Consider the following 22,506-nt stretch of genomic DNA (forward strand, 5'->3'; position numbering starts at 1 on the left):
GCGCCATAGTCACTTGTCAGGATGGTGACGTGAACTTGGATCATGTCTTTGTGTGCGGCAATCCGGCCCTGGACTTCGCGGCCACGCTGCGGGCACGCCGCACCGCGCGATGGGAGATGTTCGCGGCACCGGACCGCCTGGACGCGTGGTACGAGGAGTCCGGCGTCGTCGACGCGGTCTCGCCCGCCCGCCGGGCCGACGTGGAGCGGGCGACGACCGTACGGGAGGCCGTCTACCAGCTGATCACGGCCCGGCGCCTCGGCTCGGACTTCGACGACGAGGCGCTGGCCGTGGTCAACGACGCGGCGCGCCGGGCCCCCGCGGCACCGCAGTTGACCCACTCCGGCCGCTGGACGACGGCGACCCAGCGAGAGGCGCTGTCCACCGTCGCCCGGCATGCGGTGGAGTTGCTGAGCGGCCCGGACGTGCCGCTGCTCAAGGAGTGCGGCAACCCCGAGTGCACCCGCGTCTACCTCGACCGCTCGCGCGGCAGCCGGCGCCAGTGGTGCGGCATGGAGTCCTGCGGCAACAAGATCAAGGCCGCCGCCTACCGCGCACGCAGGAAGACCGCCGTCGCCTCCTCAGGGTGACCCCGTGGGGCAGGTCGATGCCCCCGGAACCACCCCGCCCAGGGTCCGGGCGAGCGGCTGGGAGGGGGCCGGCTCTCCACGGTTGGAGGGGCCCGTGGCGGCCGATTAGCCTGGACGGCGGGAGGCCGGTCATGATGCCCCATCCCCGCCGCGACCCGGGCGCTCGACATCCGGGCCCCGAGAATCTGGTCTCAGCCGCACGGACCGCCGGCGTGACGGACGAGCGCCTGCTGGGCGCCCTTCGCGCGACCCCGCGCTCGGCCTTCGTACCGGCCTCCTGCCGGGCATCGGCGTACGCGGACGTGCCGATGGCGATCGACCACGGCCAGGTGACGACGCAGCCCTCTCTCGTGGCGATGATGGTCGACGCTCTCGACCTCACAGGGGACGAGCGGGTGCTGGAGATCGGCAGTGGTTACGGCTTCCAGACCGCGCTGCTGTGCCGGCTCGCGGGGTACGTCGTCGGCGTCGAGCGGTACCCGGACATGGTCGAGCAGGCCCGGACCCGCCTCGGCGGCCAGGGCATCAAGAACGTCGAGATCGTCGTCGGCGACGGCACCCTGGGCGCGGCGGACCGGGGTCCGTTCGACGCGATCGTGGTCTCCGCCGCGTTCCCGGAGGTGCCGCCGCCGCTGGCCGCGCAGCTGCGCGCGGGCGGCCGTCTGGTGCAGCCGATCGGGCCGGGCGGCCAGGAACGGGTCGAGCTGTACGAGCGGACGGACCGGGGACTCATGTACCGGCGGACCGTCGCCCTCGCTCATTTCGTCCGCCTCTACGGCGAGCACGGCTATCCCCCGACGGCCCCGTTCGACGACATCTGCTGACACACTTGCCGACATGGTGACCGTCATCGGCGTCGACGCGTGCCCGGGCGGATGGCTGGCGGTCGAGCTGCGCGACGGGCGCTTCACGGAGGCACGGGTCGTCACCGCCCTGCGCTCCCTGCTGCCCGGGGTCGCGCCGGCCGGTGGCGTCGCGGTCGTGACCGTGGACATGCCGCTGGGGCTCCTCGGCACCGGGTGGCGGCGGGCGGACGCGCAGGCGGCGGCCCTGCTGGGGCCGCGCAGGGGCAGCGTCTTCCGGGTGCCGCCGCGCGCCGTTTGGCAGGAGGAGACGTATGACGACGCGCGGCGCCGGTGCCGCGAACTCACCGGGGCCGGGCTGAGCCGTCAGAGCTGGGGCCTCGCCCCCAAACTCCGTGAGGCGAACGCCTGCTTGGCGGAGCCTGGGGGCGACCGGCTCTTCGAAGTGCACCCCGAGGTGTCGTTTTGGGCCCTGGCGGGTGCGGCGCCGCTTGAGCGCAAGAAGAGCTGGGCGGGGCAGACGGCGCGGCGCGCACTCCTGGCCGCGGCCGGAATCGTGCTCCCCGACGACCTCGGGGACGCCGGGCGCACCCCGCCGGACGATGTGCTGGACGCGGCCGCCGCCGCGTGGACGGGCCACCGGATCGCCTGCGGCCGTGCGCGCTCCCTCCCGGATCCGCCCGAGCGCGATACGGGCGGGCGTCCGGTGGCCATCTGGTACTGACCCGGGCCTACTCGCCGCTGGTCGTGGTCCGCCGGTGCTCCACGAGGTGCGGGGCCGGGAGTTCATCGGCGAGGTGGTCGACGGGTTCACCGGCTGCGACCACGGTGGCCGTCGGCCGGGTGCGCAGCCCGAAGGCGCTGATCAGCGCGGCGAGCAGGGCCGCGGCGAGGGGGACCCACAGGGCCGCCTGATAGCCGTCGAGCAGCGCGGCCGGAGACGTCGATGCGGTGGCCGAGACGTTGACGGCGGTGACCGTGGAGAGGCCGATCGCGGCGCCGAACTGGAAGGAGGTGTAGAGCAGTCCGCCGGCGAGACCCTGCTCCTCCTCCCGGACGCCCTCGGTGGCGACGAGGGTGAGCGGCCCGTAGGCGAGGGAGAAGGCGATACCGAGGGTGATCAGGCTGGGAAACATCGCCGGGTACGTCCAGTCGGCGCCGACCGGCAGGAACAGGGCGTACGACAACGAGGCCAGCAGCAGCCCGCCGAAGATCACCCGGGCGTTGCCGAAGCGGTCGACCAGCTTGGGGGTGAGGAGCGGGGAGAGGATCGCGTCGACGCCGATGACGATCATCGCGAAGCTGGTCTGCAGGGTCGACCAGCCGCGCAGCTCCCGGAGGTAGAGGACCACCAGGAACTGGAAGCCGAAGAAGCCCGCCGCGAAGAGCAGTCCGACGAGATTCGCGCGGACCAGCGCGCCGCTGCGGAAGACGCCGAGGCGGACCAGCGGGGCTGCCGAGCGGCGCTCCATGGCGATGAACGCGGCGAGGAAGGCCAGGCCCGCGCCGAGTGTGCCGAGGGTCTGGAGGAGGCTTGTGTGGATGGCGCGTTCCACGCCGAGGACGAGCAGGACGACGGCGGCGGTGAGGGTGAGGCCGCCGGCCAGGTCGATCCGCCGGCCGGTGCGGTCGGGACGCGGCGGCTTGGGCACGAAGGCGAGCGCCGCGAGCAGGATCAGCGCGGAGAGCACGACCGGCGCGAAGAACACCCAGCGCCAGCCGGCCGAGGTGAGCAGCCCGCCGACGACCAGGCCGATCGAGAAGCCGCCGGCCGCGGTGCCGGAGTAGAAGAGCAGGGCCTTGTTGCGCTGCGGGCCCTCTTCGAAGCTGGTGGTGACGAGGGAGAGGCCGGCCGGGGTCATGAAGGCGGCGGCGACTCCGGTGACGAACCGGGCGACGATCAACATCCAGCCGTCGGTGGCGAATCCCCCCAGGCCGGAGAAGGCCAGGAAGACCGATAGCCAGAGCACGAACATCCGACGGCGCCCGAAGAGGTCCGCGGCGCGTCCGCCCAGCAGCATGAAGCCGCCGTATCCGAGGACGTAGGCACTCATGACCCACTGCAGGGAGCCGGTGGACAGTCCGAGGTCGGCGCGGATGGACGGCAGGGCCACGTTGAGCATGGCCACATCGATGCCCTCCAGAAAGATCGCACCGCACAGGACGAGCAGGACGCCCCAGTCGCGTGCGCGCAGAGCACTTGCGGCTCTCTGTGAACTCATGTCAGTTCCTTGCTGGTGTAGGGGTGCTGTCGGCTCGATCACTCTCGATCAGGGCAGGTCGGGGAACAACGGCGAAGATCGCAATGTTCGTTCAGCCAGGCTTACCGATCCGATGGACCTGGGGAACGTCGATGGAGCGCGATGAACTGGAATGCTTTCTCCTCCTCGCCGAGGAGCTGCACTTCGGCCGCACGGCCGACCGGATGCGGCTCTCCCGGGCCCGGGTGAGCCAGCTCGTACAGCGCCTTGAACGCCGCGTCGGCGCCCCGCTGTTCACCCGTACCAGTCGCCGTGTCGCCCTCACCTCGCTCGGCCGGCAGCTGCGCGCCGATATCGCACCGCACCACCGCGCGATCGAGGCCGCCCTGGAGCGGGCCGCCGCCACCGCGCGCGGTATCGACACCGTGCTGCATGTCGGCTTCTCGAACCCGCTGACCGGCGAGATCGTCATGAAGGCGGCGGAGGCGCTGCGCGTCAGCCACCCCAGGCTCGCCGTGGAGATCTGTGAGGTGCCGCTCGCCGATCCGTACGGTCAGCTGCGCAAGGGCGAGTTCGACATCCAGATCACCGAGCTCCCGGTGCATGAGGAGGATCTGAGCGAGGGTCCGGCGCTGTTCGCGGAGGAGCGCATCCTCGCGCTCCACTCGGCGCATCCGCTCGCCGCCCGCGACGCGGTGTCCCTGGAGGACCTGGCCGACGTACCGCTGCTCACGCTCCTCGGCGACGTACCCGACTACTGGCTCGAACACCACGTCCCCGCCCGCACACCGAGCGGTCGGCCGATCGCCCGCGGCCCCGGCATGACCAATATGCAGGAGGCGTTGATGCTGGTCGCCGGCGGCAAGGGGGCGCTCCTCGCGCCCGCGCACACGGGGACGTACTACGCCCGCCCCGGTGTCGCCTACGTCCCCTTCGCCGACGCGGAACCGACCGGCTACGGCCCGGTATGGCGGGCCGGACACACCACCGGCGCGGTGGGGGCCTTCGCCAGGACCGCCCGCGAGGTGGCCGGAGAGATGGCAAAGGGTGCCGGTGGAAAGGCGGGCACCGCGGAGGGCCGAACGGCCGATCGCGCCGTGCGCCCGCTGGTGCAGGGAGTCCGATCACCAACAACCTCTACAGTAGAGTAGAAGTTCCGGCTGCCGCCTGGGCGAGGACACCTCGATCGAGATCGGGCGAGCGTTCCAGGGCACGTTCGCTTGCCGCGGCGGTGCGGGCGGTCAGTCGGGGCAGAGGGCGGGTAGTGAGCAGTTCGGTCGGGCCGCGTACGGCGGAGGCGTCCTTCATCGTGGACGAGGGGTCGGTGCTACGGCCGCGCGGGCGGGTGGATCTGCGCGGTTCGGGGGGCGTGCCGGCCGTGTTGGCGTATCCCGTGGGTGCGGTGGTGGTGGTCTCCGGATTGCCGGGGAGCGGCAAGAGCACTCTGCTGTGGCGCTGGTCCGGAGCCGCGTCGGTCATTGATCCGCGGGTGGTCCATGTCGCCTGTGAGGCGGTGATGCCGACGTGGTTGCCGTACGCGGTGTACCGGCCCTGGGCACGGTGGAGGTACTTCCGGTGGCTGCGTTCCGCAGTACGCGGCGGCGGGCCACTGCTGGTTCACGACTGCGGCGGTCGGCCGTGGATGCGCCGCTGGCTCGCCAGAAGGGCCGGGCTCCAGGGGCGCGAACTGCATCTGGTCCTCCTGGACGTCGGGATGGCCGAGGCATTGGCGGGCCAGGCGGCCCGGGGCCGATGGGCTCCGCGGAGTGCCTTCGCCCGGCACCGCAGGGGGCTCGACCGGCTCCTGCGGTCGCTGTCCGGGCTCGATGGGGCGCCCCAGGGCCGTGACCCGGTTCGGGAGGCGGCGTCGGTGGTCCTGCTGGACCGCGCTGCGCGAGAGCGGGTGGCGGCGGTGGAGTTCGTCCGTGGACATGCCCAGCGCGAGGACGAGCGTCGACTTCGGGACGGAGAACCGACGCCGCGATGAGGTCCGACCTCCCCCTCCCCCGCACCGGCCCACGTCCCGCACAGCCGACCGGCAAGCTCTCTTACGGGACGTGAACTGGCAGACATCGCCCGCGAGATGCTCTGATCCCCGGGTGTTCATGACGACCTTCCTGCGCGAGTTCCCGTCCTGGTATTGGGACTGCACATTCGACGACGCCGAGCTGCAGGCCGCGTTCGATGCCACCGACGCGGCGACGACACCCGACGAGTTCCAGCGGGCGTTCCTGGTGCTGCTGCGCAGCAAGGACGTCGTCGCCCGCGGTAGCGCACTGGACTTCTTCGACCGCGCCGCCGCCACCAGCCGGTTCGGCGAGGCCAACCCCTTCGAGCCCTACCGGGAGGAGGTCCTCGCGACCGCCCGCGAGATGCTCAGCCGTCCGCCCCGGCCGGGCGACGACATCGCTTTCGAGGGTGCTGACCACGCCAGCGCGCTGCTCGCCCTCAAGAACGACGCGGGGCCCGAGGACGCCGAGGCCGTCCGCACCGTGCTGCGGCGCCGCCCGGACGGCGAACTGCTGTACAACGCCCTGAGCGCGGCGGGCACCGCCCTTGCGGCCTCGGAGGCCCCCGATCCCCGGCTGGTGGCGCTGATCGGTGAGCTGGCGTTCGACCACTCGCTGGACATCGACGACCGGCGTGCGGCGCTCAGCGCGCTGCGCGGCGCGACCGGCGCCGAGGCGACCGCGCTGCTGGTGCGCGCGACCGGCGAGGACGACTACCGCTTCCAGCAGGAGGCGGCGTGGGCGTTGTCGATCGGTGAGCGGTTCTACGACCACCGCGCCCTGCTGGAGGATCTCGACGCCTCCTGGCCGGAAGATGAGCGCGGTTTCGCGGCGGGTGAGGTCCGCCGGGCCCTCGGTCCCGGCCCGCACAGCACCTACTGGCAGGCGGTCGATCCAACGAGCCCGGGGTTGCTCCGAGCCCACCGGGAGATGCGCGCCCCGACCAGTCGGCGAGCCCATCGGCGGGCCTTTCGCACCATGCTGTACAGCGGGCTCGTCCCGATGGTGGCCATCGCGCTGGACCACTTCCGCGACGACGAGGGGCTCACCCGGTTCGACCTGGACGTGGCGACGCTGCGCCCCCACGCCCTCGCGCTGGCTCGCCATCTCCTGACGCTGTCACCGTCAGCGGCCGCCGGCCCGGAGACCGGCGCCGGAGCCAGTCACGCCAGCGCACTGGACGTCCTGGCGCTGCTCGCCGAGCCCGAGGACGCCAGGCTGCTCACCGCCGCGCTCGGTCGCCGCGACGCCGAGGCGCTGGTCCGCGAGCGTGCGATCCGCGCGGCGCAGGACTGCCTCGACCGGTGGGAGGAGCCGGACGCCCGAGTCGTCGCCGCGCTGGAAGATCTCGCCTTCGACCCCTCGACTGCCATGGACGACCGCACGTTCGCCGTCATCGCGCTGTTCGACGTGCCCGGACCGCAGGTCACCGCGGTGCTCCTGCGCGCCGCCCACTCCAGCGTCCTGCCCGTCCAGGTCGAAGGCGCGCTCGGCCTCACCCACGGCCGCCTGACCGACCGGCACCGCGACCTCGTGCGCGGCCTCGTCGCCTCCTGGCCCGACGGAGACGACGAACCCAACCGGGCCTGGCTCGTCCGGCACGCCCTGCGGGACTGATGTTCAGCCGGAACCGGCGCCGCCCCGGCTCGGGCTTCTCTCAGGCAGCGCGTTCGGCCCGATCTCATCCGGTAGACACCCGCTGGCCAGGCTAGCGCCGCTTCGCCCGTCGCGCCGCGGCCGGCGGGTCCTGCGCCTTGCGATCGGTCCGATCCCGCCCATGGCGCTTTCCGGTGGTGGTCTGCGCGCCCGCGAAGGGATCGGCCAGGGCACCTTCGGGCGCCTCGCCCACCAGCTCACGTCGAGCGGCCAGCAGGTCCCGGTGTGCTTCCTTGCCGACCACGGGGTACTGAGGGTCGATGTCCCAGCCGGTCCTGGTACTCGGCGAGCAGCGCGACCCCGCTTCTCAGCAGCTCGACGCTGGTCTTCTTCTTCAGGTGGGCCTTGTAGCGCGGGTCGAAATCCTTGCGCAGGTCGACCCTCGATCCCGGCCGCACCCGGAGCGGTGATATCAGCCGTTCGATGTCCTCGGCCCTGATGTCCACCATCGACGGCTCGCCTCCTTCCTGCCGGGCCAGGAGGTATTGGCCATCAATTGACCATCCTGCACCGGAGTATCCCGGTACGCCAGCCAGAGAGGCGGCCCTGCCCTGCCGCTCGGCTCGGCGTCGGCGCAAAGGCGCCCGCCGCGACACCGCCGCCGTGCCCTCGTCCGGCCCGCGACGCCCCCTAGGGCCTGTCCGATGGGTCCTGGCCGGGCCCGCGGCGTCTGGCACGGCACCTCGCGGCGTTGCCGAATCATCCCGATAGCTCCGCTATCGAGATGCTCCGGCGCCTTGCGATGCAGCGCACCAGACACCGCGGCCTTTCCGACCCCGACCCATCGGACAGGCCCTAGACCTGCGCGGCCGCGGATGGCGCCGGGTAGGGATCACGGAAGGTGAACGCGAGGGGCCCGGTGCCGTGTTCGCGGACCCTCGTGACCCGCTCCATCGCCTCGGCGATGCTCGGGCGGTGTCCGGCCGGGATCCACCACAGGGCCTGGTGCACCTCGGCCATGCGGTGGAACCACTCGCGGCGGCGGCTCAGTACGCGCAGGTGATCGGTGTGGTAGGTGAAGTTCCGCAGGGCTTCCACCGACTCCCAGACCGAGCAGTTGATCAGGAGCATGTCGTCGTGCTCGTCGGGGCGGAAACCGGTCGCGTCCTCGCCCTCCTCGTCGACCATGCGCCAGACGAAGCCGGGGCTGCGCTCGGCGAGCGCGTTGATCTCGGGCAGTTGGGCGACGAAGCCGGCCAACTCGGGGCCGTCCAGCGGAGCGACGATACGGCCGATGTTGACCTGCGCGAGGTGAAAGGCAGTCATGAGCCCAGCATGGCCTGCCCTCGCTTCTATAGTCAATGACTCTTTGTTTTAGACAGTGCCACGCAACACCCGCCGGGACACGGGTCCATCGTCGGCGACCACCGCTCGGGGGCCAGGCCCTTGAGCAGCCCGAGGTTCATCCCGCAGACCAGGGCGGGGAACTCCTCGGCCAGCGCGTGAAAGGGGCAGTTGCGCAGCCGCAGCGTCTCCCCGTCCCAGAAGGGCTGGTAGCCGCGGGCCCGCAGCACCTCGACCAGGTCATCGGCAGTCGCATCCGGATGTGCCGCACCCGCAGCCTGCGCCGCGGCCTGCAGTTCCCGGTCCAGTCCGGCGTTCTCCACCACCTCGGCGAGGAGCCGACCGGCCGCGTCGTAGGACCGGGGCGGAACGGACACCGCATGCTCGCCCTCGGCACGCCGGTACACCTTCGCCGGCCGCCCCGCCCCGGGGCCGGTGCGCCCGGACAGCCGCCGGAAGGACACCGCCAGCAGCCCCGCCTCGACCAGCTTGTCCAGATGGAAGGCGGCCAGCGATCGGGAGACCCCGACCGCCTCCGCGGCCGCATCGCGCCCCACCTCGTCCGGGGCGGCGGCAACATGTCGATAGAGCCGACGCCGCAGGGGATCACCCAGCACACCCAGCACCGCGAATGCGGAATCTTCAGCAGTCACCCGCCGAGTCTATGACCAACGGGAATACTCCAAAGACGGCGCTGCGGCCGGTCGAACCGCACCCCGCGTGGCAGTCCTCGCGCTACGGGCGGCGGTCGTTGAGCGGGGGGATGGTGAGCAGAGTGCGGTAGGTGGCGGCGTCGTCGGGTTCGCCGACGCGGCGACCCTCGGCTTCGACCCAGGCGTGGGCGGCGAAGGGCGGGGTGCGCACTCCGGTGGACCAGGTGGGCCAGGTGCCGCCGAGGCGGCACAACAGGGCCGTGGCGAGGGAGCGTTGGAGGCAGTAGTGCCCGGAGCACAGAACGCTGACGGCCGTGACATCCTGCCGGGCCCGCAGGGCCGTGGCGTGGTCGGCGGGCCGCGCTCCATGGCGCGCGGCCCGCAGGACGGCCTGTAGCCGCCTGGGCGGCAGGTGGGCCAGTAGCCGTGCGCCGACGACGGCGGTGCGGGCGGCGGCTCGGCGGCCGAGCGGGGGCCGGTTGTGGTCGGTGTCGAGGATCTGGCCCACGGGGCGTCGACCACCAGTCCGCAGCGGATGAGACGGTCGAGCAGGGCGGCGACGTCGGCCGCGGCGCGATCGCGGGGGACGGGGCGGGTGGCGGTGAGCCGGTCGGCGATCTGCTGAGGGCTCGCACCGTCGAGGAGGGCCTGGAGGACGGTCGCGCCGGTGGCGTTGAGTTGCCAGTAGCGGCCGTCGCGTTCGTCCAGCAGGACCATGCCTTCGTCGGTGGGGCAGCAGGCGACGTCAGTGCGCAGCCGTGTCAACGGGGTACTCCTCGTGTGGGTGGTGGCGGGGGACGAGGTGGGCGGGGTCGGGGTGGGCGGCGAGGTCGCGCAGCCATACCTCGGTGCCCAGCGTGTTCTCCAGTTCCGGGGCGCCGCCGATGTTCAGGTCGGGGCTGATCAGGGCGCGGCGCAGGAGTTCCCGGTCGGCGAGGCCGGCGGTGACCAGGTGTGAGCTGTCGGCGAGGTCGGACAGGTGGCGGCGGTGGGTGCGCAGGCCGAGGTACCAGTCGGGGCCGCAGTGGTCCTTGGTGGTGCGCTCCAGGATGTGTGCCGGCACGAGGCCGTTCATCGCGGCGGCCAGCAGGGGTTTGTAGGCCCAGGGGTGGCCCGCTTCGTGGGGGCGGGCGGTCAGGCAGGCGGTCAGGACGGCGTCGTCGCAGAAGGGGCTGTCCGTCGGCAGTCCGTGAGTGGTGGACGCCTCATGGAGGAGGGCGGCGCCGCGAGCGGCCTCACGCATCTGGAGGAGCCAGGCGTGCCGGCCGGCGTCGGGATCCAGCGGTTCGGTGCGCTCGGCTGCGCCCCGCAGGGCCGTGGCCACCAGGTCCACGGCTTGGTCGCTCGCCCAGGGCGGCAGGGCCGGCCGGGGCCCCCACGGGGCGGGGCCCTGGTGCGTACCGGCGCCCTCGCGCAGGCGTGCGGCGGCGCCGGCCAGCCAAGCCGGGTAGGAGCCGGTGCCCAGCAGCGTCCGCGCGGCGGCCGGCAGGCTCCAACGGCCGCGGGCCTTGAATCCGTTCGTCACCCGCAGCGCGGTGAGCGGGCTGCGGCGCCACAGGGCGTGCAGGTAGGCGTCGGGGGGCACGATGGCGTGGTCGCCTCCGTGTCCCGACAGGCGCAGTTCGGCTCCCCGGGCGCGCAGCGCGTCGGCCGTGTGGCTCTGCCGTGCCCGGTCGCGCAGGAGCCCCGAGGGCTCCTCCAGGGGCTCGCGGCGTTCGTCGAGACCGGTGAAGCACACGGGCAGCTCGGCGGAGGCGAAGACCAGGGGTTCGACGTGGGGCAGGTGCTCGGCGGCGAAACGGGCGTAGTGGTGGTCCTGGTTGCCGGGCCTGTTCCAGTGCTGGGTCGAGGTGACCAGATGGGCGCCGGCCTCGGCGGCCAGGAAGCACAGCGAAGTGGAATCCATACCGCCGGACAGATCCGCGGCCAGCACCCGGCCCGGACGCACACGCAGCGCCACGGCGGCTTGCAGCGCTTCACGCAACAGGCCCGCGGCCTCCGCCATGGGCAGGTGCGCGGGCGGTGGCCGCCACCAGGCGAGGGTGCTCGTCCGTCCGTCAGGAGCGATGCGGAGCGCGTGGCCGGGCTCGACGGACTCCACCCCGGCCCACATCCCGGCGTCGGCCAACGGGTGCGGCAGGCAGGGCGCGGCAAGACGGGCGGCGACCCGGGCCGGATCAAGGTCGGCGCCGGCGAGGTGGGCCAGCGTACGGGCCCGGTCCGCACACACCGTCACTCCCTCGACCGCCACCCGGTACAGGCGCCGGGCCCCGAAGGCGCTCCCGCGCACGTACAGGTGGCCGTCCACGGACGCGGCCACATGGAAACCGCCGTGCACCCCGTGCAGCGCGGATTCGACGTCCGCGACCGTACGGACCCTCTTCAGACGGGCCGTCAGATCCGCAGGCGTCGTCGACGAGGTGCCCACGACCGCCAGCATCCGGCCGCCCTCCGAAGCCAGCACCATCCGCTCCGGCTGCCAGGACCCCATCAGCCACGGCCGGCCCGACGGATGACACACCACGTCGACGGCCCTCCCCCGCAAACGTGCCGCACCTCGCGCCCCCGCGTCCCGATCCGGGAACGCCACGAACCAGCCCGCCACCATGTCACTCACTCAGCAGCCCCCTCAACGCCTCGCGCCAACCGGCCCACTACCTGGCACCCCCGACCTGGGCCGGCGGGTCGCCGCAACGGCGAACGGGCTCCGGCCCGGTCCGCCGGGCCCTGGATTCCCCCCGCTGGGGGCTCTCCCGCGAGGCCCCTACCGGAACGTGCGGGTGCCGGCCCGCGCCACATGGCGGTCACGCAACGGCACCCGCACACCGGGTCACGACCAGACGTACCAGGTGGCGCCCGCCTCGGGGTACAGCCCCGTGTTGCCCTGGGTGAGGTCGGCGAAGTCGCCGACCTCGGTCAGCAGCGGGGTCTCGTACACGTCAGCGGTCTCGATGTTCTGTGTCTCGTTCATGGTGAGCACCTCCAGATCAACACGGGCGGACGATCCGGCCGCGACCGGCAAAAGGTCTCCTCGGCCAGGCTGAGAGTTCTCGAATCCGTCCACCCTTTTCTCCCTGACAGACCTGCCTCCGGTCGCGCTGTCTCAGCGACTGACCCGTCAACCCTGGCCACGGCGAATGAAATGCCGGTGAAATGACGCTGCGCCGAGCCGTCGGCAGGCGCCTGGCTCAACGCCCCATTGCCCCGTCCCGGCCGGTTGCGCATCCTGCTGTGATGCGCTTCTCCATCAACGTTCCCAACTTTGGTGACTTCGCCGACCCCCGTAACGTCGCGACCGTGGCCGTGGCCGCCGAACAGGCCGGCTGGGACGGGCTCTTCGTCTGGGACCACGTACTGCACCGGCAACACCAGGGGCGCCCCTTCGGCGACCCCTGGATGCTGCTGACCGCGGCCGCGCTGGCGACCTCCCGGATCCGGCTGGGCACCCTGCTGACGCCGGTCCCCCGTTACCGTCCGCAGCAACTCGCCCGCCAAGTAGCCACGTTGGACCACCTCAGCGGCGGCCGGGCGATCTTCGGCGCGGGACTGGGCGGTCCGATCGAGGACGAATACCGCAGCTTCGGCGACACCGCCGAGCCGCGCGTCCTCGCCGAGCGGCTGGACGAGGGACTGGAGCTGTTGAGGCGGTTCTGGTCCGGCGAGCCGGTGAACCACCACGGACGGCACTACGAGGCCCGGGATGTGACGCTGCTGCCCGCCACCGTGCAGCGGCCCGGTCCGCCGGTGTGGATCGGCGGGTTCTGGCCGAGTCGTCCGCCCATGCGGCGGGCAGCGCGGTGGGACGGCGCGGTGCCGCTCTTCGAGACGGCCCGGCACGGTCATGTGCCGGATGCGGCAGACGTACGGGAGCTGGTCGACTATGTGCGCAAGCACCGTACGGACGAGGCCGAGCGGGCCGGGCACCCCTTCGAGTTCGTGCTCGGCGGTGCCACTCCCCTGGAAGCGGCCAAGGCCAGGGACGTGATCGGTCCGCTGCACGACGCCGGCGCCACCTGGTGGGACGAGCGACAGCTCCAGAAGGGCCCCGACCTGGACCGCCTGCCCCCGGTATTGCGCCGCATCGAAGCGGGGCCACCGGTCGTCTGAGCAGCCGGGCGAGGGTGCGCCGATACGGACCGCGCGGGCGGGAGGAGAGCGCGGGCGGGAGGAGAGCGCACCGCCACCGTCAGTTGCGCCTGACGAGCTACTCGATCACCGGACCGGCGGTCTCCTGGGGACGCCGCGGTATCTACCTCAGTGGTAGCTGACCACGCCGGCCAAGGAGAGCACGTTGGGAAAGATCATCATCAGCGAGAACGTCTCGCTCGACGGTGTCGTCCAGGACCCCACCGGCGAGGAGGGCTTCAGCCGCGGCGGCTGGTTCCTCCAAATGGGCGACAAGGACCGCGAAGCGTGGGCCAAGCTCGAACTCTACGAGGCCCTGGGCGCCACGGCCCTGCTGCTCGGCCGGCGGAGCGACGCGTGGTTCGCCACCCGCTGGCTCTCCCGTACCGGCGAGTGGGCCGACAGATTGAACAGCATGCCCAAGTACGTGGTGTCCTCCACCCTCCAAGAGCCCGTGTGGAGCAGTGCGACGCCGGCGAAGGGCCGGGTGCTCAAGGGCGACGTGGTGGACGAAGTCTCGCAGCTGAAGCAGGAGCTGGACGGCGACATCGTCGTCTACGCAAGCATCCAACTCGTGCAGTTGCTGATGGAGCACGACCTCGTCGACGAGCTGCGGCTCACCGTGTTTCCGGTCGTGCTCGGGGCCGGCAAGCACCTCTTCGGCGACATCAGCGACAGGAAACCCCTGCGCCTCACCAGCACCCGCACCCTTGGCGACGACCTCGTCTTCCTCACTTACCAGCCCGCCCGAGACGCCTAGGGCCTTTCCGACCCCGACCCATCGGACAGGCCCTAGAGAGCCCGGGTGGGGTGGAGGCCGCGCAGAGGGCCGGTACCGCGCCTCGACTTGCGGTTCTCCGCTGCATCACGGCCGCCGACTCCAATGTGGACAGCATCCACTTAGGTCGCCTAGACTCCTGCGTGATCACTCGGGGGCTCGGCTCACCACACCCTCCGCATGTGGACACCGCACGCAAGGGGTCGCCGACCGCCCGACGCTTTTCGGGGTGGGAACGACCGATGAGTCTCTCCGTGGTCGGCAGTCGAAGACCACGGTGGGTGCACTGCAGCAGCGAGTGCGATCGAGGCGTGCACCGGCTGAACCTTCTCGCAACCAGACACGAGACACCGAGGACCTCAAGATGCGCACCCTGATCAGCACCGCCTTCATCTCGCTCGACGGCGTCGTGGAGGCCCCGGGCGGCGAACCCGGTTACCGGAACTCCGGCTGGACCTTCAAGGACGTCGAGTTCCTGCCCGAAGCGTTCGACATCAAGGGCCGGGAGCAGAAGGAAGCCACGGCGATGCTGCTGGGCCGGGTCAGCTACCAGGCGTTCAGCCAGGTGTGGCCGGCCATGGAGGAGTTCGCCGACTACAAGGTCATGCCGAAGTACGTCGTCTCCAGCAGCCTCACCGAGGACGACCTGGTGTCGGACTGGGGCCCGACCACCATCCTGCGCTCGCTCGACGAGGTCGCCGCACTGAAGGGGACCGAGGGCGGCCCGATCATCGTCCACGGCAGCGCCACCCTGAACCAGGGCCTCTCGGACGCCGGCCTGATCGACCGCTACCACCTCCTCGTCTTCCCGCTCCTGCTCGGCGCGGGAAAGCGCCTGTTCAGCGCCACGGACAAGGACACCCAGAAGCTGAAGCTGGTCGAGCACGAGGTCTACGCCAACGGCCTGCAGAAGAACGTCTTCGACGTCATCCACTGACGGGACTCCTGCCCCCGCCCCACCGCGTCCCCTCGCCAGGTAGGCCCACGCCACGGGCGGGGCCCCGGGACCTGGAGGACCCACACCAAGCGACGAACCTCCGGCCGAGGACCCCCTCGGCGCCGGAGCGGATGTCGGCCGGTCGGCGGACCCCTGTGGAACCGCCGACGCGCCGACGTCCGGATCACGGCTACTGCTCGCTGATGTTGACCATCCACGTGATACCGAACTTGTCCGTGCACATACCAAACACATCGCCCCACATCTGCTTTTCCAGGGGTACGGACACGGCGCCGCCGTCGGACAGCTTGCCCCAGTAGCCGCGCAGCTCGTCCGCGTCGTCGCCGCTCAGGCTCATCGAGATGTTGTTTCCGGGTCTGTGTTCCATCCCCGGAGGATTGTCGGCGCCCATCAGTGTGAATCCGCTGGGGGTTTCGAGCGTGCCGTGCATGACCTTGTCCGCGTATCCCGGCGGGGTCTCGGAGCCGAAGTCGCCGTAGGTGTGGACGGCCAGGTTGCCGCCGAGGACCTCCTTGTAGAACTCCATGGCTTCCTTCGCCACCCCGGCGAAGCTGATGTACGGATTGAGACGAGAGGCCACAAAACTCTCCTTTTGTGACGAATGGTCAGCGCGGGCAGCCTACGTGCACCACAGGCGAAGGCGGTCGATCTGACGGGCGCTTTCGTACCTCACCGCTCAGGGCAGACACTCGATCAGCCGGTCGGCCAGGTCGACCGGGCGCGACAGCGCAACCAGGTGGCCGCCGGGGACCTCGTCGGCGTCGATCCCGAGGCGGTCGCGGGCCACTCTGCGCTGGAACTCCGGCGGGAAGAACGGGTCCTCGGCCGCGGCGAGCACGCGGGTGGCCACGTCCGGCCATCTTTCGATGTCGCAGGGCTGACCGAACGCCACATCCGCCTCCGGCCGCTCATGCTCAGCGCCGGCCTCGGCGATCTCGGCCGGCACATCGTGCAGGAAGTAGGTCGCCAGGTCGAACTCCGCCGTGTACCCGCCCGCTTCGGCTGCCGCGACGCGGGCCGCCGGGGCTCCGGTGTCGCCCCACCACTGTCCTGGCGTCTCGCCCGGTAGCGGGATCATCGCGTTGACCAGCACCAGCAGACGGACCGGCACGCGGGCGCAGACCATCGGGGCGGTGAAGCCGCCCATCGATTGGGCCACCAACACCACGTCGTCATGGTCGCCGACCGCGGCAACCACCGCGTCGGTGTACTCGGGCAGCCCCGCGGACTCGTCGGCGCCGGGCAGATCGACAGCCACCGCCTCGTGCCCCCTGGCCCGCAGCTCGGGCACCACACGATGCCAGTACCAGGCCGCTCCCCCGGCCCCGGGAATCAAGACGAAAACGCTCACCCTTCGCACCCTTCGCTTCGCTCGCAGAGCATTCAGGGCGTCGGGAACGGCCGAGGATCATCGGCCTCTCTTCCCGTTCGCCCATAGGCACGGTTCCCACGGCCAGGCCCTACTGCTCCGCCAGCCAGAGGTCGGGGCCGAACACCTCGTAATGGATCGCCTGGGGCGGGACGCCGCGGCCGAGCAGGTCGCCACGCAGGGTGCGCATGAACGGCAGGGGGCCGCAGAGGAAAGCGGTGACGCCCTCGGGCAGGGGCAGCCCGCCGATGTCGGCACGGCCCGCGGAGACCGCCACCGGCGCGGATGCGGAGGCGTGCCGGCCCCCTTCCTCGTACCAGAGGTGCAGCGAGGCGTGCGGCAGCGCGCCCACCAGGCGGCGCAGTTCGTCACGGTGCGCGTGGTCGGCCGGAGAGCGGTCGGCGTGGACGACGACGACCCGTCGGGACGACCCGGTATCGGCCAGGTGGTGGAGCATGGCGAGCATGGGGGTGCCGCCGATGCCGGCGGAGGCCAGCAGCAGCGGACCGTCGCCGTCCGGCAGTGTCAGATCGCCGAACGGGGCGGAGACGGAGAGCACCTCGCCGACGCGGGCCCGGTCGTGAAGCCAGGAGGACACCTCACCGGCCGGTCCGGCCCCTTCGCGGACGTGCTTGACGGTGATCCGCCACTCCGGGGCTCCGGGAGCGGCGGACAGGCTGTACTGGCGGATCTGCCGTGCGCCGTCGGGGAGTTCGACCTGCACGCTGACGTACTGGCCGGGGCGGAAGGCGCGGGCCGGGGAGCCGTCGGCCGGGCGCAGGGTGAGCGCGAGCGTGTGCGGGGCCTCCTCGTGCCGCGCGACGACGGTCATGGGCTGCCACGTCCCGCCCTCAGGGGTGCCGTGCCGCTCGTAGAGGCGGGCCTCGACAGCTGTCAGTGCGTTGACCATCAGCCAGTAGACCTCGTCCCAGGCGGCCGCGACCTGCGGGGTGACGGCTTCCCCGAGGACGTCGGCGACCGCGGCGAGGAGATGTTCGTTGACGATCTCGTACTGGTCCGAGGTGACGCCGAGCGAGGCGTGCTTGTGCGCGATCCGGGCGAGCATCGCGTCGGGGCGGGTGTCGGGGTGCTCCAGCAGCATGCCGGCGAAGGCCGCGATGGAGCCCGCCAGGGCCTGCCGCTGCGCACCGTTGGCCTGATTGCCGCGGTTGAAGAGGTCGCGCAGCAGCTCCGGACGGGCGTCGAACAGCTTCCGGTAGAAGCGTCCGGTGATCTCCTCGATGGCGGCGCCGACGACCGGCAGGGTTGCCTTGATGACGGGTGCGGACTGCTCGGAGAGCACAACCCATCTCCTCTAAACTCATATTTGATCTACCAATTTTTGCGTAAGACAGACCACCCCGAGAGCGGCCCGGGGCAGGGCACGAGGAATCGGTCAGTCGGGGCGCCGGCCGGTGAGGCCGATCAGCACCGGACCGGTGGGCGACGCCACCACCTCGGACACCGTCAGCGGGTCGAGCGTGGCGTAGAACGCCTCCTGAGCGTCGGCCAGCGCCCGCCGGAGCCGGCAGGCCGCGCGCAGCGGGCACGGAGGATCGCCCTCACAGGCGACGACCTCGTCCTCGCCCTCCAGCTCGCGCACCAGCCAGCCCACCGACGCCTGGTGCCCCAGACCGGTCAGCTCCAATCCGCCGCCGCGGCCCCGCCGGGCCTCGACCACGCCGAGATGCTGGAGCCGGCTGATCGCCTTCGCCATGTGGGTGTACGGCACGTCCATCGCCTCGGCCACCTCGCGGGTGGTCAACGGGGCGCCCGACTCCGCGACGGCCAGGCGCATCACGCCGCGGAGTGCCAGATCAGTGAACTTCGTCAACCGCACGCCACGACGGTAGCAAATACGCATATGAGGTTCGCATTCAGGGTGGGTATCCGCCCCCCCCCAGCCCACGGTCGATACCCCCCATGGGTACCATCGGAACCGTCGATCGAGAGCGTGGGAAGTGGGAGGTGCGCGGTTGTCCGGGCAGCAGCGGAGGTTCACCGCCTGGTGCGGTCGACTGCTCCTCTTCAGCACGCTGCTCTTCGGCATCGTCACCATGCACAGCCTCGGTCACCTCGGCGACCACCGCATGCCCCAGGCGTCCGACACCACCGTCATGACCGCGGCCGCGCCCGCGCACCATCACGCCGCCGCGCCCGCAATCGACGCGGAACAAGCCCATCGGCCGGATCCCGGCGCTCATCACCCGGTCCCCCTCGGCGGGACGGACCCGATGTCCGTCTGCCTGGCCGTGCTCGGCGCGGGGTTCCTCATCCTGCTGCTCGGCGGGGCCTTCGTCCGCGGGCCGGCGGACGTACCGGCCACCGCGCTGGCGCGACTGCCGCACGCCCTGCGGCCGATTCCGCCGCCCCGCCGCAGAACGCTCCTCGCCCAGTTGTCGGTGTTGCGCATCTAGGAGCACACGCCTGCCGTTCCCCCACCCGGGAGCGGCGGATCGTGCCAACTCCCTTACGCATCACCACCGAAGACGAGGTGCACTCTCTCATGCGCACACCCACCCGCCGCGCCGTGCTCGGCACCGGAATCGCCGTCGCCGGCGGCGGACTGCTCGCCGCCTGCTCGGGTTCCGGAATGGACCACTCCGGCCACGGCGACAAGCCCCCGGCCGGACCCGCGGGCTATGTCTCGCCCGACGGCAGGGAGGTCGCCGCCGCGGAGGCGAAGCGGCGCCCCGGTCCCGTCCGCAAGGTCAGGCTCACCGCCACCCCGACCCGCCTCGACCTCGGCGGCCGAACGGTGCGCTCCTGGGCCTATGGCGACGCGCTGCCCGGCAAGGAGGTCCGCGTCACCGCGGGCGACACCCTCGCCCTCACCCTCGCCAACCACCTGCCGCAGCCCACCTCCCTCCACTGGCACGGGCTGGCGCTGCGCAACGACATGGACGGCGTGCCCGGCCTCACCCAGCAGCCGGTCAAGGCCGGCGCGTCCTTCGAGTACCGCTTCGCCGCCGCCCACCCCGGCACGTACTGGCTCCATCCGCACTCCGGCGTCCAGCAGGACCGCGGGCTGTACGCGCCACTGATCGTCGAGGACCCGAAGGAGCCCCTGTCGTACGACAAGGAGTGGGTGGTCGTCCTCGACGACTGGGTCGACGGTGTGGACGGCAGCACGCCCGACACGGTCCTCGCCGAGCTGAGCAGGGGCATGGGCGGTATGGACCACGACGGTATGGACATGGGCGGCTCCGGCGGTATGGACCACGGCGGCCATGGCATGTCCCAGATGTCGATGACCAACAAGACGACCGCCAAGAGGACCGCGAAGGAGTCCCCCTCGCCCGAGCACTCCGGTCCCGCCGGGCCCTCCCGGATGATGATGGGCGCCACCAGTGACCTGCTCGGCGGCGACGCCGGGGATGTCGCCTACCCGTACTACCTGGTCAACGGCCGCACGGCCGACGATCCCCAGACCTTCCGCGCCGAGCCCGGCGACCGTATCCGCATCCGCTTCATCAACGCCGGCGGCGACTCGGCCTTCCGCGTGGCCCTCGGCGGCCACCGGATGACCGTCACCCACACCGACGGCTTCCCCGTCGAGCACGCGGAGACCGACGCCCTGCTGCTGGGCATGGGCGAGCGCTACGACGTGCTGGTCACCGCCAAGGACGGCGCCTTCCCGCTGACGGCCCTGGCCGAGGGCAAGAAGCGGTCGGCGCGGGCGATTCTGCGGACAGGTGGCGGCGCCGCACCCAAGCCGTCCGCACGCCCCAAGGAGCTGGACGGAAAGCTGCTGCGGGCCGGGCAGTTGAAGGCCGACGACTCGGTCCGCCTGAAGTCCGGCAGGCCCGACCGCACCGTCAGGCTCAGGCTCACCGGCTCCATGGCCAGGTACGACTGGGCCCTCAACGGCAAGAAGTACGACCCCACGCAGCGGTACCCGGTCCGTGCCGGCGAACGCGTACGGCTGTCGTTCGTCAACGGCACGCAGATGTGGCACCCCATGCATCTGCACGGGCACACCTTCGCGCTGGGTGACGGCGGCCCGCGCAAGGACACCGCGATCGTCCTGCCCGGACAGACCCTCGACGTCGACTTCGACGCCGACAACCCCGGGCTGTGGATGATCCACTGCCATAACGTCTACCACGCCGAATCCGGGATGATGACGGTTCTCGGCTACCGCAAGTAGTCAACGCACCCGGCCCGGCCCCGCCGAGGCGCGCTACGCCTCGGCGGGGCGGTGCATCTGCAGCCCCGCGGCCTGGACGTGCCGGAGCGGCCGGCGCAGGACGATGGGGCAGGGCGGGGTAGCGAGATCCTGACCTCGTCTCGTCGATGGCGCCTTTCCGGACTGTCAGAGGCCACCGCTAACGTGCGTGTGACGTAGCTGCCGCGCTGGCAGCTGACTCGGAGGGGGCACGATGGGCGCTTCGGCCTGGGACTACTACGCGCCGTACCAGGAGGATCTCGATGCCGCGCTGGAGAAGCTGCGGCACGAGGTGTTCCTCGCCGGCGACTACTACTGGGTGCGCGGCGGCGACTGGCTTCCCGAGGAGGAGCGCCGCCCGCGGCCTTCGACCCTGGACGAACTGTGGGCCGACGAGTGGACACAGCACTCCGGCACCCACTCGATTCTCGACGTCTTCCACGTTCAGGGCGAAGACGAGGAGCCCGAGATCTGTGCGGTACAACCGGTGACCGTCGAGGAGGCCCGGAGGTCCACCGGCACCGAACGGCTGACCCGCGCACACGTGCCGGCGATCCAAGACCTCGCTCGCGAGCGCGGGTACGGCCGTTGCGCGGTACTGCACGACGACCACGGGACGCCACAGGAGATCTACTTCTGGGGTTGGTCCGGAGACTGAGCCAGGCGCGGATGGCTCCGGTCCCGTAGCCGGTCAGGGGGCTTGCAGCGTTGGACCGTGACGTCGTCGACGTCCGGTCCGGTCCGGTCCGGTCCGGCTGTGGAGAGTGTCCGCCGAACTCCCTGTCCACGCAGCCGACTGCGTGATCAACTATGGCCATACGCAACCCATTGACCACACCGGAGTCACCTTGTCCCTCCGCATCACTGCCCTCACCGAGCCCGACCGCACCTCGTCCGGCTATCGCCTCGCGTGGCTGGCCAGCGGGGATGACGGCGATCCGCTCGGGTGTGCGTTTCTACGGGTGTTCACCCGGGAGGGCCAGGAGCACCTGGCCGAGCTGCAGTTGAACGTGCACAGGGCGGAGCGACGCAGGCGGGTCGGATCGCGGCTGGTCGAGACGGCGGTGGCGGCCGCGCGGGAGGCGGGAAGGCGCTCGGTGGTCGCACAGGCCGACGCGGGCACGCCCGGCGATCACTTCCTTGCCGCAAACGGCTTCCGCAGGGTGCTGACACTGACGTATGCCCGACTTGCTCTGGACGGATGGGACAGCAGCAAGGTTGACGGGATCGACGCGATCGTCGAGCGGCCGCACCCTGGCTACCGTCTCGCGTCATGGCGCGGCACCGTCCCCGAGGAGCTGGCCAAGACTTTCGCCGACTCGCGCCGCGCGATGGACGACATGCCGATGGACGACACCGATTACGGTGTCGTGGCCTGGGACGTCGAGCGGGTTCTGGCCGCTGCCAAGGCCGTCGCCGACCGCGGGGAGCTGCTCACGACGGTGGCCGCCGTCGACGAGTCGGACGGCTCGATCGTCGGCTTCTCGGAGCTCGTGGTGCCTGGCGACGGCAAGGGCGAAGGGCTGCACTACGGCACCGGCGTACTGCCCGAGCACCGCGGCCACGGCCTCGGGCGCTGGATGAAGGCCGAGTCGATCCGCCTCGCCCGCACCGACCACCCCGAACTCGCCGGCCTGGTCACCGATACGGCGGACAGCAACCCGCACATGCGGCGCATCAATGACGCGCTGGGGTACGTCCCCACACGCAAGGCCCTGGAGTACCAGCTCGACCTTTGAAGCCCTACGGAACCCACAGCCGCGATGCCCGCAGCTCAGGCTGAGGTGCTGTCGGCCGCCTCGCCGGTGTCGGCCCCCAGCGCCCGGGCACTGTCCGCCCGCAAGCACCGCCGGGCCTGCTGACCACAACAGGCGCCGGCACCAGGGCCTGTCCGATGGGCCGTACCGCGAGT

General features: G+C 71.5%; 24 protein-coding genes and 1 pseudogene. 13 read left to right on the plus strand and 12 right to left on the minus strand.

Translation table 11 applies throughout. The features are described from left to right. Positions 1 to 29: 29 nt before the first annotated feature. From ACZ4NB_RS08040 to ACZ4NB_RS08050, 3 genes are all read left to right on the plus strand, one after another. On the plus strand, positions 30 to 590 hold the full coding sequence (locus ACZ4NB_RS08040) for a CGNR zinc finger domain-containing protein (protein ID WP_467659242.1): 561 nt from the start codon (positions 30 to 32) through the stop codon (positions 588 to 590). Positions 591 to 724: 134 nt separating this feature from the next. Beyond that, positions 725 to 1,414 carry a protein-L-isoaspartate(D-aspartate) O-methyltransferase gene (locus ACZ4NB_RS08045; protein ID WP_467659807.1) on the plus strand — a complete coding sequence of 230 codons (690 nt, stop codon included), beginning with the start codon at positions 725 to 727 and terminating at the stop codon, positions 1,412 to 1,414. A 13-nt stretch (positions 1,415 to 1,427) separates the two neighbouring features. Further along, positions 1,428 to 2,117 carry a DUF429 domain-containing protein gene (locus tag ACZ4NB_RS08050; RefSeq protein ID WP_467659243.1) on the plus strand — a complete coding sequence of 230 codons (690 nt, stop codon included), beginning with the start codon at positions 1,428 to 1,430 and terminating at the stop codon, positions 2,115 to 2,117. A gap of 7 nt (positions 2,118 to 2,124) precedes the next feature. Here ACZ4NB_RS08050 and ACZ4NB_RS08055 read toward each other — a convergent pair whose 3' ends face one another. Then, positions 2,125 to 3,615: an MFS transporter gene (locus tag ACZ4NB_RS08055; RefSeq protein WP_467659244.1), complete on the minus strand. Its 1,491-nt coding sequence runs from the start codon at positions 3,613 to 3,615 to the stop codon at positions 2,125 to 2,127. 131 nt (positions 3,616 to 3,746) lie between these two features. Between ACZ4NB_RS08055 and ACZ4NB_RS08060 the strand changes: the two genes are divergently transcribed. The 3 genes from ACZ4NB_RS08060 (at position 3,747) to ACZ4NB_RS08070 (ending at position 7,220) form a co-directional block, all read left to right on the plus strand. Beyond that, a complete protein-coding gene (locus tag ACZ4NB_RS08060) occupies positions 3,747 to 4,745 on the plus strand; it encodes a LysR family transcriptional regulator (RefSeq protein ID WP_467659245.1) in 999 nt (332 codons plus the stop codon). A 113-nt stretch (positions 4,746 to 4,858) separates the two neighbouring features. Beyond that, on the plus strand, positions 4,859 to 5,581 hold the full coding sequence (locus ACZ4NB_RS08065; protein ID WP_467659247.1) for an AAA family ATPase: 723 nt from the start codon (positions 4,859 to 4,861) through the stop codon (positions 5,579 to 5,581). A gap of 112 nt (positions 5,582 to 5,693) precedes the next feature. Next, positions 5,694 to 7,220: a hypothetical protein gene (locus ACZ4NB_RS08070; protein ID WP_467659248.1), complete on the plus strand. Its 1,527-nt coding sequence runs from the start codon at positions 5,694 to 5,696 to the stop codon at positions 7,218 to 7,220. Positions 7,221 to 7,456: 236 nt separating this feature from the next. Here the strand turns inward: ACZ4NB_RS08070 and ACZ4NB_RS08075 are convergent, their stop codons facing one another. The 7 genes and pseudogenes from ACZ4NB_RS08075 to ACZ4NB_RS08105 all read right to left on the minus strand — a co-directional run bounded on the left by ACZ4NB_RS08075 (position 7,457) and on the right by ACZ4NB_RS08105 (position 12,167). Further along, positions 7,457 to 7,708, minus strand: a complete 252-nt coding sequence (locus ACZ4NB_RS08075) for a hypothetical protein (protein ID WP_467659250.1) — start codon at positions 7,706 to 7,708, stop codon at positions 7,457 to 7,459. Positions 7,709 to 8,054: 346 nt separating this feature from the next. Next, positions 8,055 to 8,525, minus strand: coding sequence for a DUF3291 domain-containing protein (locus ACZ4NB_RS08080; RefSeq protein WP_467659252.1), 471 nt, complete (start codon positions 8,523 to 8,525; stop codon positions 8,055 to 8,057). 32 nt (positions 8,526 to 8,557) lie between these two features. Beyond that, entirely contained in the window at positions 8,558 to 9,196 is a 639-nt protein-coding gene (locus ACZ4NB_RS08085) for a helix-turn-helix transcriptional regulator (RefSeq protein WP_467659254.1), read from the minus strand. A gap of 82 nt (positions 9,197 to 9,278) precedes the next feature. Next, positions 9,279 to 9,704: a lasso peptide biosynthesis B2 protein gene (locus tag ACZ4NB_RS08090; RefSeq protein ID WP_467659255.1), complete on the minus strand. Its 426-nt coding sequence runs from the start codon at positions 9,702 to 9,704 to the stop codon at positions 9,279 to 9,281. A 23-nt stretch (positions 9,705 to 9,727) separates the two neighbouring features. Continuing rightward, positions 9,728 to 9,913, minus strand: a pseudogene (locus ACZ4NB_RS08095) (lasso peptide biosynthesis PqqD family chaperone); the annotation flags it as partial. A gap of 28 nt (positions 9,914 to 9,941) precedes the next feature. Further along, entirely contained in the window at positions 9,942 to 11,804 is a 1,863-nt protein-coding gene (locus tag ACZ4NB_RS08100; RefSeq protein ID WP_467659809.1) for an asparagine synthase-related protein, read from the minus strand. A 222-nt stretch (positions 11,805 to 12,026) separates the two neighbouring features. Further along, a complete protein-coding gene (locus ACZ4NB_RS08105; protein WP_467659257.1) occupies positions 12,027 to 12,167 on the minus strand; it encodes a lasso RiPP family leader peptide-containing protein in 141 nt (46 codons plus the stop codon). A 263-nt stretch (positions 12,168 to 12,430) separates the two neighbouring features. Here ACZ4NB_RS08105 and ACZ4NB_RS08110 point away from each other — a divergent pair, with 263 nt between their 5' ends. From ACZ4NB_RS08110 to ACZ4NB_RS08120, 3 genes are all read left to right on the plus strand, one after another. Further along, positions 12,431 to 13,303: an LLM class flavin-dependent oxidoreductase gene (locus ACZ4NB_RS08110; protein WP_467659259.1), complete on the plus strand. Its 873-nt coding sequence runs from the start codon at positions 12,431 to 12,433 to the stop codon at positions 13,301 to 13,303. 184 nt (positions 13,304 to 13,487) lie between these two features. Next, positions 13,488 to 14,081 carry a dihydrofolate reductase family protein gene (locus ACZ4NB_RS08115; RefSeq protein WP_467659261.1) on the plus strand — a complete coding sequence of 198 codons (594 nt, stop codon included), beginning with the start codon at positions 13,488 to 13,490 and terminating at the stop codon, positions 14,079 to 14,081. Between the two features lie 382 nt (positions 14,082 to 14,463). Then, positions 14,464 to 15,036, plus strand: a complete 573-nt coding sequence (locus ACZ4NB_RS08120; protein ID WP_467659262.1) for a dihydrofolate reductase family protein — start codon at positions 14,464 to 14,466, stop codon at positions 15,034 to 15,036. Positions 15,037 to 15,226: 190 nt separating this feature from the next. On the opposite strand, the gene ACZ4NB_RS08125 is transcribed toward ACZ4NB_RS08120, so the two are convergent. The 4 genes from ACZ4NB_RS08125 to ACZ4NB_RS08140 form a co-directional block, all read right to left on the minus strand. Next, positions 15,227 to 15,637: a VOC family protein gene (locus tag ACZ4NB_RS08125; RefSeq protein ID WP_467659263.1), complete on the minus strand. Its 411-nt coding sequence runs from the start codon at positions 15,635 to 15,637 to the stop codon at positions 15,227 to 15,229. A gap of 96 nt (positions 15,638 to 15,733) precedes the next feature. Further along, positions 15,734 to 16,408: an alpha/beta fold hydrolase gene (locus ACZ4NB_RS08130; protein WP_467659265.1), complete on the minus strand. Its 675-nt coding sequence runs from the start codon at positions 16,406 to 16,408 to the stop codon at positions 15,734 to 15,736. Positions 16,409 to 16,517: 109 nt separating this feature from the next. Continuing rightward, entirely contained in the window at positions 16,518 to 17,729 is a 1,212-nt protein-coding gene (locus tag ACZ4NB_RS08135; RefSeq protein ID WP_467659266.1) for a globin domain-containing protein, read from the minus strand. Between the two features lie 93 nt (positions 17,730 to 17,822). Next, the gene (locus tag ACZ4NB_RS08140; RefSeq protein ID WP_467659267.1) at positions 17,823 to 18,266 is read right to left on the minus strand and encodes an RrF2 family transcriptional regulator; all 444 of its coding nucleotides are present in this window, start codon (positions 18,264 to 18,266) and stop codon (positions 17,823 to 17,825) included. A gap of 136 nt (positions 18,267 to 18,402) precedes the next feature. On the opposite strand from ACZ4NB_RS08140, the gene ACZ4NB_RS08145 reads away from it, so the two are divergent. From ACZ4NB_RS08145 to ACZ4NB_RS08160, 4 genes are all read left to right on the plus strand, one after another. Further along, positions 18,403 to 18,843: a DUF6153 family protein gene (locus ACZ4NB_RS08145; RefSeq protein ID WP_467659269.1), complete on the plus strand. Its 441-nt coding sequence runs from the start codon at positions 18,403 to 18,405 to the stop codon at positions 18,841 to 18,843. 89 nt (positions 18,844 to 18,932) lie between these two features. Next, positions 18,933 to 20,576 (plus strand): multicopper oxidase family protein, encoded by a 1,644-nt coding sequence (locus tag ACZ4NB_RS08150; RefSeq protein ID WP_467659271.1) that lies wholly within the window; start codon positions 18,933 to 18,935, stop codon positions 20,574 to 20,576. Positions 20,577 to 20,808: 232 nt separating this feature from the next. Continuing rightward, positions 20,809 to 21,252, plus strand: a complete 444-nt coding sequence (locus ACZ4NB_RS08155; protein WP_467659273.1) for a hypothetical protein — start codon at positions 20,809 to 20,811, stop codon at positions 21,250 to 21,252. A 190-nt stretch (positions 21,253 to 21,442) separates the two neighbouring features. Then, positions 21,443 to 22,333, plus strand: coding sequence for a GNAT family N-acetyltransferase (locus ACZ4NB_RS08160; protein ID WP_467659811.1), 891 nt, complete (start codon positions 21,443 to 21,445; stop codon positions 22,331 to 22,333). Positions 22,334 to 22,506 lie beyond the last annotated feature (173 nt).

Source organism: Streptomyces sp. NPDC026575, assembly GCF_055567415.1.